The sequence below is a fragment of the Methylobacterium sp. GC_Met_2 genome, assembly GCF_026540795.1.
Lineage (GTDB): Bacteria > Pseudomonadota > Alphaproteobacteria > Rhizobiales > Beijerinckiaceae > Methylobacterium.
The window spans coordinates 1-14,267 of sequence record NZ_JALNUM010000051.1 but is presented as its reverse complement, the minus strand read 5'-3'; the positions used below and the strand labels follow the sequence as shown (position 1 = coordinate 14,267).

Sequence of the window (14,267 nt, the reverse complement as noted above, 5' to 3'; positions counted from 1 at the left end):
CTCACGCCCCTGCCTCCCGGACGACCAGGACGGTCGCGTCGTCACGCGCGCGCGCGAAGTCGCGGTACAGCACCCCGGCGACCAGGCCCGGGTGGGCGGCGGCGAGACCCGGATAGTCGTCGAGCGTCCAGTTCGTGCCGATGCCGTCCGAGCACATCATCAGGAGGCTCCGCGACATGAACGGATACTCGAATTCCTGGATGCGCCGCGCCACGAGCCCGGCCGTCCCGGACAACGACACGAGACGCTTGACCACGCCGTCCGTGACGATGGCGCCCGCCACGTTGCCGATGCCGGAGAAGACCAGCGTGCCCCGCCCCGGTTCGTAGCGGGCCACGGACACGGCGGCGCCGCGGGTGTGGCCGAGACCGGCGTGGATCGCCGTGACGATGCAACCCGGGGATTCGTGCTCGTGCTCCCGGAACACGCGCACGGCCGCTTCGGACGCCTGCGCGGCCTGGAGGCCGTGACCGAGCCCGTCGACGACGAGCGCCGTCCACCCGTCGCCGCGGCGGCGGATGCAATAAGCGTCCCCGTTCGCCGTCTCGCCGCGGAGCGGAACCGCGACCGCGCCCCACCGAGGGACGGGCAGGCTCGCGCCCGGAGGCCTCGGCGCCGCCGCGACGCGGGCGAGCACGGCGAGGCCCCGCCCGGGCCAGGCGGCGATGTCGAAGGCCTCCGATTGCCGCTTGACCGCGCCGAGGCCGGTGCCGGGACTGCCGCCGGTGGAATGCCCGTCCCGGAGCGCGTCCGCGACGTTTGAAACGCCGGCGCCGCGGTCGAGGGCAAGGATCTCCACGCCGGTGCCCGTGTCGTCCTCGAACGTCCCGATCAGCATCTCGCCGCCAGTCGCGTACTTGACGAGGTTGGTCGCGAGTTCGGTCGCCACGATGGCGACGCGACCCGCCGCCGTCGTCTCGAAGCCGAGCGCCTGCGCGACGCCGGTCGCGCGGCGCCTGGCCTCGGCCACCCCGCTTGCCTCCGTCACCGCGATGCTGATCATGCTCACTTCCAGCGCGCGATGGTCACGCGGGTCCCGACGCCGACGGTCGACTCGATGTGGAACTCGTTGGAAAGGCGTTTGGCACCGCCGAGCCCGAGGCCGAGCCCGCCGCCCGTGGTGTAATGGTCGGTCAGCGCCTTCTCCACGTCCGGGATGCCAGGCCCCTGGTCAGCGAAGGTCAACCGGAGCCCCTTCCGTCGGCCCTCCTGGAGGAGATCGCAGGCGACGTCCCCCCCGCCGCCGTAATCGAGCGTGTTCCGGGCGAGCTCGCTCGCAGCGGTGACGAACTTGGTCTGGTCGACGAGGCCGAACCCCGCCTCGACCGAAAGCGCACGCACGCGCTGCCGCACGCGGACGACATCCTCGCCCGACCGTATCGGCAGCAGCTCAGTCCTCGTGACGGCCACGGGCGCTCCCCAGGCCGTCGGCATCCTCGTCGAGCCGTGCCTGGATCATCGACATGCCGCGCTCGACGTTCAGGGCCGTCCTGATGCCGGCGAGTGTCAAGCCGAGTTCGACCAGGGTGATGGCGACCGCCGGACGCATCCCGACCACGACGGTCTCAGCGTCCAGGACGCGCGAGACCGAGGCGATGGTGTCCAGCATGCGCCCGATGAACGAGTCGACGATCTCCAGGGCTGAGATCTCGATCAGCACGCCGCGGGCGCCGGTGCGCACGATCATCGCCGTGAGGTCCTCCTCAAGGGCGACGGCGAGCCGGTCGTGCATGTCGACCTGGATTGTGACGATGAGCGCGCCACCCAGCTTGAGGATCGGGATGCGGTCCATTGGGCTATCGCGCCGCCTCGTTGGATGTCGCCTGGGGCTTGCGGACCACGGCGCGCCCGGTCCGGCGCAGCGCCACGGCGAACGCGTCGGCGAGCGTCGCCTTCGAGACGACGTTCAGCTCGACGCCGAGATGGACCATGGTCTGGGCGATCTGGGGACGGATGCCCGAGACGATGCAGTCGGCGCCCATGAGGCGAGCGGCGGCGATGGCCTTGAGCAGGTGCTGGGCGACCAGCGTGTCGACGGTCGGCACGCCGGTGATGTCGATGATGGCGATCTCCGCCTCCTCGTCGACGATGGCCTGGAGCAGGTTCTCCATGACGACGCCGGTGCGGGCGCTGTCGAGGGTGCCGATCAGCGGCAGCGCGATGATGCCGTCCCACAGGCGCACGACCGGGGTCGAGAGCTCGGCAATCTCCTCGCCCTGCCGTCCGATCACCTCCTCGCGGCTTTGAAGGAAGACCTCCATCGTGTGCAGGCCGAGGACGTCGACCACCCTGCTCACGGCCCAGGTGCCAGCCGCCACCTGAGCAGCGTCCCCCGCGGAAACCCGGTTGAGGGCGTCGAAGATCGGCTCCTTGAGGGAGAGCACGAAATTGGCGGTGTCGGTCGGCGTGAAGCCCTGGACGGCGCGGGAACGGGAGATGTCGCCGAGGGTGTCCCGGAGGGCGCCGTAGGCTTCCGTGCCCGCGTCGGTTCCGCCCGAGCGCAGGGCGTCTGCGAACAGCCCGAGCACGGACTTGGCCTGGGTTTCGAGTTCGGCCTCTCGGATGCGGCCCGACTGCAATGAGCTACCCGCCCGGAGCAGGCCAAGCCATTCCCTCAGGATCGTGTCCGCCTCGCCCGCCACGGTCCTGGTCAGGACCTCGCTGCCGTCCGTCCCCATCAAGGTCCCCTCGCGCCGGATCCTGTTTCGTTCCCGCCGCGTCTAGCCCATGGTCGGCGTCGTCGATAGTAGCCGCCGGATCGATTGCACGAATTCGGACAGGGCGATGCCTTGTCCCTAGCCGAAAGGGCTCGCAATCGTGAGCGAACCTCTTGGCTCGACGCCGTTACGGCGATGGCGGGGCCAACGTCCCGGCGATACGCAGCACGAAGGCGCTGCCCTCGCCCTCCCGGCTGCTGACCGTCACGTCGCCGCCAAGCATCTCGGCGAAGGCACGGGTGATCGCCAGGCCGAGCCCCGAGCCGCCGAACCGCCTCGTCGTCGATGCCTCGGCCTGCGAGAAGCGCGCGAACAGTCGCTCGACCTGGCCCGGGCTCATCCCGATGCCGGTATCAGAGACGGTGAAGGCCAGGATGTCGCCCTCGCGACGGGCGGACAGGGTGATGCGGCCGTCCCCGGTGAACTTGGCGGCGTTGCCGAGTAGGTTGATCAGGCATTGCCGCACCTTGGTCATGTCGGATCGCGCCTGACCGACGTCGCGGGGCAGTTCGAGGACGAGGGTATTCCCACGTTTCGCCACCAGTCCCTCGACCGTCGCGGCGACGTCGTGGACGACGGCGGCGACGTCGAATTCCTCGACGTAGACCTCCATGCCGCCGGCCTCGATCTTCGAGAGGTCGAGGACGTCGTTGAGAAGTCCAAGCAGGTGGCGTGCGTTCGACTCGATCTTGCGCATGTCACCGAGCATGTCGCCGTGCCCGAGGTCCTCAAGCTCCTCCTGGAGCATCTCCGAATAGCCGATGACCGCCGACAGCGGCGTACGTAGCTCGTGGCTCATGTTGGCAAGGAACTCGCTCTTTGCCCGGTTCGCCTCCTCGGCCACCCGCCGCGCCTCGTCGGCGCTGGCTTCCGCGGCTGCGAGCGACCGGTTCAGGGCGATGAGGTCGGCCTCGCGTTCGGTCAGCGCCGCGAGGCTGCGCAGGAGCTCGTCGTTCTGCTGCTGGACGACGGCGTAGGGCCCGTCCTCGGGAAGCGCGCGCGACGCCGCTGCGGCGACGGCGGCATCCGGACCCGTCAGGGGCGGGCGGTGCGAAGGCAGGCGACGCCCGAGCGTGACGCGCGTGCCCACGCCGGCTTCAGAACGTAGCTCGAAACGGTCCATGAGGCGTCGGGCCCCGACGAGGCCGAGCCCGCCGAGCTTGCCGTGACGCCAGGTCTCGGCGAGGACTTCGTCGGTTGAGTTCATCCCCGGCCCATCGTCGTCGACCTCGATGACCAGGAACTGCTCGCCCCCCTCCGCATCGACCCGGAAGGCGACCCTACCGCCCCCGGCGTGGACATAGGCGTTGCGTGCGATCTCGGACACGGCCGTCGCCAGCCGGGTCTGGTCGAGGGTCGGGTAGCCCAGGCACTTGGCGAGACGGCGGCATTGCTGTCGCACGACGACGATGTCGGCCTCGTGGATGATGCGGGTGGTGACGAGCGGCCAGGTCACGAGTGCACAACCGGTGCGAGGTATGCCTGCGCAAATCCACCATCCATGGCTTCCGCATCTGGCGGCTTGCGAGACGTTCCGCGCCCTCTAGAGCCACATGGCTTCCGGTCATCTTCGCCGCCCGACGGGGATACGAGGCGAGACGGGGAAAGGGTCGGCGTTTGCGCTCGTTGATCCTGCGTCAGAAACCGCATTCCGTCATTGCTCCGTCGGATGCCTTGGGCCTGGCCGCCGGATAGCATAACGAACCGGGCGTCACGCGGGTCCGGGACGGACGTCGAAGCTAGGGCTGTCCCGCGAGGATGCGCTTGCGGCGTTGCCAGATGGCGACCTTGCGCAGCAGCCGCGAAAGGTCCTCGACCGAATAAGGCTTGTGCAGGAGCTCGAAGCCGTAGGTGCCGTTCTTCGCGAGCACGTGGCTGTAGCCAGAGGCGAGTAGCACCGGCAGGTCATGGTGCCGGCGGCGGATCTCGTGCGCCAGGTCGATGCCGTTCATGCCCGGCATCACCACGTCCGAGAAGACGACGTCGAACCGGTCGGCGTCCTTATCCAACTCGGCCAGCGCCTCCTCGGCGTTCGCAGCCCAGACCGTCCGGTAGCCGAGCTCGGTCAGGGTCTGGGTGGCGAAGGTGCCGACGTCGAGGTTGTCCTCGACGACCAGCACGCAGGTGCCATGTCCATCGGCGAGGGGTTCCGGCTCGACCGAACTCGCCTTCGCGACCGTCTCCCCCGTGACCCGCCGGAGGTAGAGCGTGAAGGTCGTGCCGGCGCCGACCGTGCTTGAGACCGTGACCTCGCCCCCCGATTGCTTGGCGAAGCCGAACACCTGGGAGAGGCCGAGGCCGGTGCCCTGGCCCACGCCCTTGGTGGTGAAGAACGGCTCGAAGATCTGGTCGATCCGTTCCGCCGGAATGCCGCAACCGGTGTCCGTGACCGACACCGCCACGAACGCGCCCTTCTCCGCACCCTGTCGCGTTCGCCCGGGTATCCCCTCGACCGGACGCACGCTGATCGTGAGCCGGCCCACGCCGTCCATGGCGTCGCGGGCGTTGACCGCCATGTTGACGAGCGCCGTGTCGAACTGGCTCGGGTCGGCGTCGACGAAGCAGGTCTCCGCCGGCAGGTCGGTCTCGATCTCGACGCGGGCGCCTGTGAGCGTGGCCATCATTTCGCCGATGGCCCGGACGCTGTCGCAGGCCGCGAACACCTCGGGCTTCAGGGCCTGTCGGCGCGCGAAGGCCAGGAGCTGCCCGGTCAGCTTCGCGGCCCGGTCGACCGTATCCGAGATCGCGCTGACGTAGCGGATGCGCCGGTCCTCGGCGAGGTTGGGGCGCTTGAGCAGGTCGGTGGACGACTTGATGACCGTGAGCAGGTTGTTGAAGTCGTGCGCGACCCCCCCGGTCAACTGCCCGACCGCCTCCATCTTCTGGGCTTGGCGAAGGGCTTCCTCGGTCTGGCGCTGGCCGGTGTTGTCGACCCCGATTCCGGTGCGCCGGACCGGAGTGCCATCGGCATCATGATAGGTATGCCCACGAGAGTGGACCCATCGGATCGCTCCATTCGGGTGCAGGATGCGGTATTCGAGTTCGAGGTCGCCGGCGTTCTTCAGCCCCCGGACCATGGTCTCGCGCAGGCTCGCCCTGTCCTCGGGGTGGACGTTGCCCAGGAACTCCGCTCGCTTGACGCCGCTCGCCCCCCGCGCCGGATCAAGCGCGTAAAGCTCGGCGATGTTGGCGTCGTAGTGGAACCGGTCGGTGGCGACCTCGTAGGTCCAGGCGCCGACGCCACCGACGGCTGACAACGCGAGACGAGCGAAGTCCTGGGTGTCGCTCAGGACCGCCTCGCGCTCCTTGTGGGCTGTCACGTCACGGCCGCTGCCGTAGATCCGACCGTTCTCGAAGCTCCCGGTCCAAGCGAACCAGCGGTAGTCTCCGTCCTTGTGACGGAGTCGATACTCGTAGGGCACCGTCAAAGGTCGGTGCATGATGCTCCCGAGGACGGCCAGGGTCGGCGCGACGTCGTCGGGGTGGGCGAGGTCCAGGGCCGGCGTGCCTACGAGCTCGTGGTTGTCCCAGCCCAACAGGCGTGTCCATGCCTCGTTGATGGCCTCCAAAATGCCGTCGGCCGTGGCGATGGCCAGGAGGTCCTGCGACACGCGCCAGGCTCGGTCGCGCTCCTGGGTGCGCGCGGCGACGTCCTGCTCCAGGCGCTCGGCGAGGCGCGTCAGGTCGGCCTGGCTGCGGCGCAGGGCCTCGTCCGACCTGTGCCGCTCGATGGCCAGTGCCGCGGTCTGGGTGACGAAGGCGATGGCTTCGAGGTCGTTCTCGGTCGGGGCGCGCGGCTCCGCGTAGTAGACGGCGAAGGTGCCCAGCACCGTTCCCTCCGCGGTCCGGATCGGCGTCGACCAGCAGGCGCGCAGGCCGTGCCCGAGGGCGAGCCCGGCGAAGTCCTTCCAAAGCGGGTTGGTGGCGATGTCGTTCGCGTAGACGGGCTCGCCCCGGGCGATGGCCGTCCCGCAGGAGCCGACCCCCTCGCCGACGGCGATGCCGTCGATGGCGGCATTGTAGGCGGCGGGAAGGCTGGGCCCGGCCCCGTGACGCAGGAAGCCCCCGTCCTCACTCACGAAGAGCACGGAGGTCATCATGTGCCGTTCGGAGCCCTGCTCGACGGCAAGGAGCAACTCCTCCAGCACCTCGTTCAGGGGGACGCCGCGCGCGATCCGGGCAAGCACACGGCGCTCGCGCTCGACGAGGTGGCGGGCGGCGACCGCGCCGTCGTTGTTCCCGAAGGTCAGCATCGGGCTCAGGCCTGCCCGCGCGAGGGCGTGGTCGCCACGGTGGGGCGCCGGTCATGTCCGGCCTTGGCCAGGGCGCGATCCTCGTCGCGCTCGATCAGCAGGCGCAGCCCGGCCCGGATGACCTCGCTCGCCGTTGCGTACTCGCCCTTCTCGACCTGGTCTGCGACGTAGCGCGCGAGCGGGGCGGTCAGCGCGACGTGCTGGGAAAACTTGGCAGCCATCCGCCAAGCTACCATCCGAAGGGATGGGTGACACCTTCAGCCACCCGAAGGTTCACGGGCGAAGGGTCGTGGCCTGCCCCCTGAAAAGTGGTCCTCCCTGAGGTATGGCTTCGCGCCATGTGGAGGATGTTATGATGCGTCGGAAGAAGCATACGGCTGAAGAGATCGTCGCCAAGCTGCGTCAGGTCGATGTTTTGGTCTCGCAGGGACGCAAGGTCGCCGAAGCAATCCGGTCTATCGAGGTGACGGAGGTCACGTATTACCGCTGGCGATCCGAGTACGGCGGCCTGAAGGGTGATCAGGTCAAGCGGCTAAAGTCCTTGGAGATGGAGAACCTGCGCCTGCGTCGGGCGATCTCGGACCTGACGCTGGAAAAGCTTATCCTGAAGGAGGCAGCTTCGGGAAACTTCTGAGCCCGGCTCGCCGCCGGGCTTGTGTCGATCACGTCATGGCCGAGCATGGCGTATCGGAACGGTTCGCTTGCCGCGTTCTCGGTCAGCACCGCTCGACACAGCGCAAGTGCGCCGTGGTGGCCGAGGACGAGGCCGCATTGACCGCCGCCATCGTCGCACTGGCTCTCCAGTACGGGCGCTACGGCTACCGTCGGATCACGGCGATGCTCCAGCGCGACGGCTGGACGGTGAACGTGAAGCGCGTCGAACGGATCTGGCGGCGGGAGGGGCTCAAGGTCCCAGCCCGACAGCCGAAGCGAGCCCGTCTCTGGCTCAACGACGGCTCCTGCCTCCGTTTGCGGCCGGAGCGGCCCGGCCACGTCCGGTCTTACGACTTCGTCGAGCACCGCACGCACAATGGGCGCAAGTATCGGATGCTGAACGTGGTCGATGAGTTCACCCGTGAGTGCCTGGCCATCCGCGTATCCCGTAAGCTGAAGGCGCACGACGTGATCGACGTGCTCTCGGATCTGTTCAGCTTGCGCGGCGTGCCCGGGCATGTCCGTTCGGACAATGGCCCGGAGTTCATCGCCAAAGCTGTCCAAGACTGGATCGCAGCGGTCGGCTCGAAGACGGCTTACATCGAGCCAGGTAGTCCTTGGGAAAACGGGTACTGCGAAAGCTTCAACGCGAAGCTGCGGGACGAACTCCTCAACGGCGAGGTGTTCTACACCCTCAAGGAAGCCAGCGTCGTGATCGAACAATGGCGGAGGCACTACAACAGCATCCGACCGCACTCGTCACTCGGCTACCGCTAGCCTGCGCCAGAGGTCGTCATCTGGCCCACCGAACCGAGCGGCTCAGTGCCGTCCGCTCGCCCTGCCATCGTCACACGACCGACGATGCACTAACTTTGAACCTGGGCCACCGGATGGGGGCAGGCCACTGGCATCGTCGATCAGAATGATATCGTCAACAATGTCCAATGGGATCTCTGAGTAGGTCCGCTGGAGAGTAGCGGCCGCATTGTAGGCGGGGAGGACGACGGCGATCCGTTTTCCAAGCAGCATCACGAGCCTTCCGCTATGCGGCAAAGATCCGCTCGGAGATCCACATCGGTTTGCCACTGCATCACCCTGTTATTAAACAGGGACGTTCGAGGCAGGCGCGCGTACGCGTCGAAGCTTTCCTCGATGAAGCAGCTGAGCGACATCGTCGAGCGTGATGTGTGCCGTCCCGATGCTGGCCGCAGGAAGAGAGCGCTACCAGCAACGCCGTAATGGGCGGCGATCTCAGGATAGACCGGCCAGCTCTCCCCTTTCCCGGGATCACCGGATAGATAATCCTCAAGGTTACATTGCTGATAGCGAATCCCTGCTTGCTCGAGGAGCCCTCGGGCGAGATCGACGACAACATGCAGCTTGATCTGATTGACCGAGTGCATAAAGCAGCCCCGCCGCATCCAGCGCGCTAGGGACGCTTCGAGATCATAGTCCGCCTCAGCACCGAACTCATACAGCCGCTTCGCGGCCTCGGCCCAAAATTCGAAGTAACCAACCCGCTCGAAGGCGCTGCATTGGAACAATTTCATCACTGCACCCTGGGATAGGCCAGAAAGGAAACCGAACAGGACGAGCGCGGAATGTAACTGACCCATCGGCCCTACGATCGGGGAGCGGTGATCGGAACCGACTCGAATCTGATCGGGGTGGAAGGCTGCGAACGCAATTGTTGGAACGCGCACGACCTTGGTATGACCGTGCGAGCCTGCGACCGCTCCAACTGGGCGGCAGATTGGAAGATCGCTTCTTAGGAAGACTACGTCATGCCGATCGAACTCAGATAAGAGTCGTTCTGCCGTATAAAGTTTGGCCGCGGCGACAACGTGCTTGAATGTAACAGCTGCCTCCGGTGCGATGCATCCCATCGCATGCGCGACCGCGGCGCTCTGCTCTCCTCCGACGACGAGGAGGCGCGGCGAGCCACTCGACTGCCGAGCGGAGAAAATCGATCTGACTCTCTGAATTATGGAAGTATCGAGCAACGACATCATCACGATATGCCGACAATTCGGCGTTTCAGATATAGCGTACGGACGCCAAATCTGCTTTTTGCCGCGGTCAAGACGACGAATTCGACCTGATTCAGAGCATGATTTTTAGATAGACGCATTTTTATGCTGTCGTTTGCGGCAGGACTTGCCACATCATTCCGGACCGTATACGTGGGAAAAAATCACACGTCAATGAGCTATAGCATGTTGCCACGTTTTAGATCGTCGTGCCGCAGGACATTTGCCGCCCCAGCCGTTGTCGTCGCCCGCGGACGCATCTGGCGCCAAACCGTGTGTGAACCGAGCCGTTTGTGGGGGTTTCAGCCACCAACACCGCAGCAAGCTGCGGCCCCGAGTACTTCCGCGGCACAAAGCATCCGACGGTAACCCCGGTCTGATTATGCGCTTCTTCATCGACCACGATCAGGGCAATTCGATCCGCGGCTGGATCGTGCCAGACAATCCCCTCGCTATCAGCCGAGTTGCCGTCTCCGTCGATGGACGCCGCGTGGCCGAGATCTCAGCCAGCGTCATTGACGAGGCGTTCAAACGCAATGGCTGGCACGCGACCGGGCAATGCACTTTCGTGCTCACCCATGCGGAGGTGCCGGGGCTGCCGGAGATCCCGCGGCTCGAGCTCTACGACGCCGACACCAACGTACTGATCTACCGTCGCTTGCCGCCGGACGGGACGGTCCCACTACGGACCATGCTGATCAACACCGGCATTGAGCCTGAGACGGCGCTTCAGACCGCGCTCTTCCCACATTTTCAGCACTGCCACTTCAACGTGCATCGCCTGTCTGACGAGATCATGAGGAGTCTTCTAACGACACAAGCTATGCCGTCCGCGCTTTTGTCGGGCGCAATCGTGATCCCGCGTTACGAGGATTATATGACGCCGGACCTGATGGTCACCGCTATCTTGTTACAAGAACCACATGTCGAGATGGCAACTCGTTTGCTCTGGCTAAAGGCGCGGGCTGACGACGCCGCCGATCCCGCTCGCAGCTGGCGCCTGGGCCCGCTCGCCGAGGCCGCATCCTTCGCGGACGAGTATGATTTCACCGACGTAAAGAGCTTCAAGCGGTTCTTCCGCATGCTGCCAGAAGCAGCCTATCGGCTGCTCTACAATCCGCTGACCCGCCAGCTCGGAACTCGCTTGCCGGAGGATCCCCTGCACCCGGGAAATTCGATCGTCGCGGTGGAGGTTCTCGCTCGGGTCGGCATCGTCGGCCACAAGGTCCAGTTCCCCGCCTTCGCGTCGATGTTGTTCGACCGCCTCGGCGTCGACGCGCCGATCCCGATCATGCCGCCGGTGCCCGCCAAGACCCAGGCGTTGGCGGAGCGGCTCAAATCCGTCAAGGCGATCGAGGAGATGCTCGTATTCGACGTGGCCCTATCCGACATGGTGAAAGCTTCGGTCGGGAAGCACTGGGACGGTTGATCTTAGATGGCGCGCAAAACGGATTGAATAGGAACTGTGTAGAAATTAATTATGACTTCTAAAAAGATGAGCCATGTATACTACATTTGGTCACAGTTGCATAATGCTTGCAGGATACGGCGGCCGGTTACATGTGTATGTTTGATCGCGTGACAGTATTACTTAAACAAGCGTCCGTCGAACAAATTTCGTTGTCGCCAGCATTCTGCGGTTAGCCGCCTGAATGCTAAATAAGTCGGATTTAATATTTTAGGATGAGAAATGGGCAATGGGCAAAAACAGAAACCATCATCAGCAGCAAACATCAGGCTTGAGAAACAAAGTTCCCCCCAGTGATATTCGAAACATACATTTCAAGGACGTTCTGTGCCTTATTGCGGTGGCTGTCTGGTCGATAGCGATTTTGAATGTTGACCATCCTGTCCATCGATCGTCGCCAATTGTCTCGTACCTGACCTTCACGGGCTTTCAGATACGCTGACAATCGTTCATTCGGTGTCAGGATGGTCATGTATGCTCCCTCGATCCACTCGTTTGTGAAGAATTGGCGGAATCGAAGCTTGCTTCGACAACGCGCAGATACGCGTTGGGCGCAAATTCGAACTGACCTCGCCGCCGCTCCCGAGGGGGGCGTGCTGCTCGTCGGCAACTCGCACGCAGCTATGCTGGAACACCCCCAGATCGCCGGTCGACCACCGAGCATCAATATTGCCGTCGGCGGTATCACCGCACGTGGTTGCGCCACGCGGCTGGCACGCCTCGACACGCCGGCACGAACCGATGCCGCAGTGCTGATCATCGGGACGAACGACGTCGCCCGGCGCCGTCGCCCGGAACGGCCGGTCACGGGGCGACGGTTCGAGGCCGACGTACGGCGTATCCTCGCGATCCTTGGTAATTGGTCCGCGCATGTCTTCGTCGCCGCCGTGCCGCCCCTCGGCCCCGACGCGGCGGACCATGACGCGGACGCCGTCGTGACCTTTTCAGAGCGCCTTAAGCAACTCTGCGCGGAGAAGCGGCACGTCTTCTTCGATCCATTCGCGGGCATTCGCACGAGCGCCGGAGGCCGCGCGACGACTGGCCTCTTCTCCGACGATATACATCTGGCCGACTACGTGGCCCTCGCTGGTGAGATCGATCGGGTTGTCGGCTCTGTCCTTGATGGCGATCGTCGATCTCAACAGTCGAGTGAGCGTGCAGGCGTTGTTGGATAGAAGCGTAAACGAACGGCGCCGAACGTCCTGTTCGACGCCCGGGGATGCCGATCCCGCGTCGAAGTTGAGGCGGCCCGGATCGTCGGTACCTGAGAAGGCGCGACGCGAAGGCTGACCAGCCGAACCACCTCCTTAGCCAAGCCGGGATAATCGGCCAGGTGAAAGCCGTCGCGATGCAGTCCCGCCAGCGCGAAACCGCTCGCGCCGTCGCGGATCCCGGCGAACGGGTCGAAAAAGGTGAAACCGCTTCGCCCGCATAACGCCCGAAGGCGTTCAGTGAAGGCGATTACCGCGGCGGGGTCACGACCCGTGGTCCATGGGCCGATCGGCGGGACCGCCGCCACAAAGATCTGTTCCGCCCAGGCCGAAAGGGTTTGCAAGATCCGGTCAACGTCGTCGGTGAAGCAGTCCGCAGCCGTCGGCCGGTCTGGGTGTCGCCAGCGCAGAATGTCGTTGGTGCCGACGAACAGCACGGCAGCTGTGGCACCGGCGTCCGGGTGCAGGCTGGCGAGGTGGCGTGCACAATCGGCTGCCGTGCTGCCGCCGATGCCGAGATTGACGCAGCTTCGGCCGCCGAAATCAGGTGTTCCCAGGAACTCGGCATGCGAGTCTCCGACCAAGGCGACGTAGCCGTTCGGTGCCGTGCGGAGCGCGGCGCGAATAATCGGCAAGCGCTCGATCCGGCGCAGACGGATGAATCGCGCCTGCCGCCAATTCTTTATTGGACTATTAAACCAAATCATAGACATTCCATTGCATCAATATATCTTAACGGCACTTTTTTTCGCCAGACAGTGTTTGAATCCGTTCGATAAGACTGCGACATGCGACTAGTATTTGCTTATTAACTAGAAATTGCCGCATGAAAACATGGGAAGAGACTTGCGAACGTTGACAGAAAGCTATCGCGTGATGGCTTCTTCGTCGCAGATCACAGCGGCGTTGCAGTTGGCTTCGGCCTGAAGGTCGATCAAAGCTCGATGCACCGCGGGTTCAGCGCGGTTCGTTGCGAAGGTTCCAAGGAACTGTCGCATGACATGGCGCACCCCGGCATCGTTGATGGTGCGCTGGTCCTCATCATAATACCGCCCGGCATTCGCACTGCCGGTGATGAGGTCGTAAGATGGGAAATACACAATCTTATCGCCTCGCGCGGCGCACAATTCGCCGGCCGCGGCACGCAAAATCGATTTGGAATAACAATTCGAAGTCATGACGTGCTGATCAAGGTAAGTGGCCACCATTGCGACGGGTGAAACCGTCATCACGACGCGCGCTGATGGATTGACACGCCACAACCGGTCCAAAAAACCGTTCAGGTCGTCGATGACCTCGGCGACGCCTACGTTGACGAACGCGTAGAGAGCCGGGTCGTAGGTGCCGCCGGCGACTCCGGGGGCGAGCGGCAGGACTGCTCCATCTGCACGCCAACGCCAGCTTTCGGTCTGACCGAGCGTGATCACCAAAACGTCTAACGTCTCGAACAACCGACGCACGGCGGCAAAATGAGCGTCGCGCGCCGCCCGTACCTCGTCCGCGCTCGCGAAGCCGCCCGGTTGAATCCTCGGCCGGAACGGATCGACGAACCGTCCATCTGCCCGCTCCCAGGTAGTGAGTTCGGGCTCGAAGATCCCGTATGCCCGATCGAACAGCTGCACGAACTGTCGCGTGTAGTACAGATTGCCGTAGCGGGCCGAATATGTGCCGTACTGAAGAGCCTGCGCCTGGGCATGCGACATGCCAGCGGGTGCGGTCTCGGTGACGTAGTAGTTGAACTGCGAAGCACGGAGAGCGACCGCCACGCGCTGCGCGAAACAGGAACCGGCCGTGGCTACCCGGTCGTCGGACGAGATGGTGAAGTTGTCGCTTGAGCGCAGATCCAGGGCGAAAGGCGGCACATTCGTAACAGCATTGGACCAGAACTGCCTGGACGGCAGCGACTTGTACGGGTTGTTCGACATTTTGGCCTC

12 protein-coding genes and 3 pseudogenes are annotated in these 14,267 nt (G+C 64.7%); 3 read left to right on the top strand and 12 right to left on the bottom strand.

Translation table 11 applies throughout. The features are described from left to right. Position 1: 1 nt before the first annotated feature. From OXS49_RS17740 to OXS49_RS17705, 8 genes and pseudogenes are all read right to left on the bottom strand, one after another. Positions 2-1,003, bottom strand: coding sequence for a SpoIIE family protein phosphatase (locus OXS49_RS17740; protein WP_267425909.1), 1,002 nt, complete (start codon positions 1,001-1,003; stop codon positions 2-4). A gap of 2 nt (positions 1,004-1,005) precedes the next feature. Further along, complete coding sequence (locus tag OXS49_RS17735; RefSeq protein WP_267425908.1) at positions 1,006-1,410, bottom strand: ATP-binding protein; 405 nt, start codon at positions 1,408-1,410, stop codon at positions 1,006-1,008. Beyond that, complete coding sequence (locus OXS49_RS17730) at positions 1,391-1,792, bottom strand: STAS domain-containing protein (RefSeq protein WP_267425907.1); 402 nt, start codon at positions 1,790-1,792, stop codon at positions 1,391-1,393. The genes OXS49_RS17735 and OXS49_RS17730 overlap by 20 nt, the downstream gene beginning before the upstream one ends. A gap of 4 nt (positions 1,793-1,796) precedes the next feature. Further along, a complete protein-coding gene (locus OXS49_RS17725) occupies positions 1,797-2,678 on the bottom strand; it encodes an STAS domain-containing protein (protein ID WP_267425932.1) in 882 nt (293 codons plus the stop codon). Positions 2,679-2,874: 196 nt separating this feature from the next. Beyond that, a pseudogene (locus tag OXS49_RS17720) lies at positions 2,875-3,591 on the bottom strand (ATP-binding protein); the annotation flags it as partial. Positions 3,592-3,798: 207 nt separating this feature from the next. After that, positions 3,799-4,119: pseudogene (locus OXS49_RS17715) on the bottom strand (ATP-binding protein); the annotation flags it as partial. A gap of 337 nt (positions 4,120-4,456) precedes the next feature. Continuing rightward, positions 4,457-6,970 (bottom strand): PAS domain-containing protein, encoded by a 2,514-nt coding sequence (locus OXS49_RS17710; protein WP_267425906.1) that lies wholly within the window; start codon positions 6,968-6,970, stop codon positions 4,457-4,459. Positions 6,971-6,975: 5 nt separating this feature from the next. Next, positions 6,976-7,191, bottom strand: coding sequence for a type II toxin-antitoxin system ParD family antitoxin (locus OXS49_RS17705; RefSeq protein WP_267425905.1), 216 nt, complete (start codon positions 7,189-7,191; stop codon positions 6,976-6,978). A 134-nt stretch (positions 7,192-7,325) separates the two neighbouring features. Between OXS49_RS17705 and OXS49_RS17700 the strand changes: the two are divergent. Continuing rightward, positions 7,326-8,398, top strand: a pseudogene (locus tag OXS49_RS17700) (IS3 family transposase); the annotation flags it as partial. Positions 8,399-8,652: 254 nt separating this feature from the next. Here the strand turns inward: OXS49_RS17700 and OXS49_RS17695 are convergent. Next, complete coding sequence (locus tag OXS49_RS17695) at positions 8,653-9,636, bottom strand: WcbI family polysaccharide biosynthesis putative acetyltransferase (RefSeq protein ID WP_267425904.1); 984 nt, start codon at positions 9,634-9,636, stop codon at positions 8,653-8,655. Between the two features lie 400 nt (positions 9,637-10,036). On the opposite strand from OXS49_RS17695, the gene OXS49_RS17690 reads away from it, so the two are divergent. Then, the gene (locus tag OXS49_RS17690; protein WP_267425903.1) at positions 10,037-11,083 is read left to right on the top strand and encodes a hypothetical protein; all 1,047 of its coding nucleotides are present in this window, start codon (positions 10,037-10,039) and stop codon (positions 11,081-11,083) included. Positions 11,084-11,387: 304 nt separating this feature from the next. Here OXS49_RS17690 and OXS49_RS17685 read toward each other — a convergent pair whose 3' ends face one another. After that, positions 11,388-11,594, bottom strand: a complete 207-nt coding sequence (locus OXS49_RS17685) for a hypothetical protein (RefSeq protein ID WP_267425902.1) — start codon at positions 11,592-11,594, stop codon at positions 11,388-11,390. Positions 11,595-11,715: 121 nt separating this feature from the next. Between OXS49_RS17685 and OXS49_RS17680 the strand changes: the two genes are divergently transcribed. Then, on the top strand, positions 11,716-12,297 hold the full coding sequence (locus tag OXS49_RS17680) for an SGNH/GDSL hydrolase family protein (protein ID WP_267425901.1): 582 nt from the start codon (positions 11,716-11,718) through the stop codon (positions 12,295-12,297). Here OXS49_RS17680 and OXS49_RS17675 read toward each other — a convergent pair. After that, positions 12,261-12,968, bottom strand: a complete 708-nt coding sequence (locus OXS49_RS17675; protein ID WP_267425900.1) for an SGNH/GDSL hydrolase family protein — start codon at positions 12,966-12,968, stop codon at positions 12,261-12,263. The genes OXS49_RS17680 and OXS49_RS17675 overlap by 37 nt on opposite strands. Positions 12,969-13,199: 231 nt before the next feature. Then, entirely contained in the window at positions 13,200-14,258 is a 1,059-nt protein-coding gene (locus OXS49_RS17670; protein ID WP_267425931.1) for a GSCFA domain-containing protein, read from the bottom strand. Positions 14,259-14,267 lie beyond the last annotated feature (9 nt).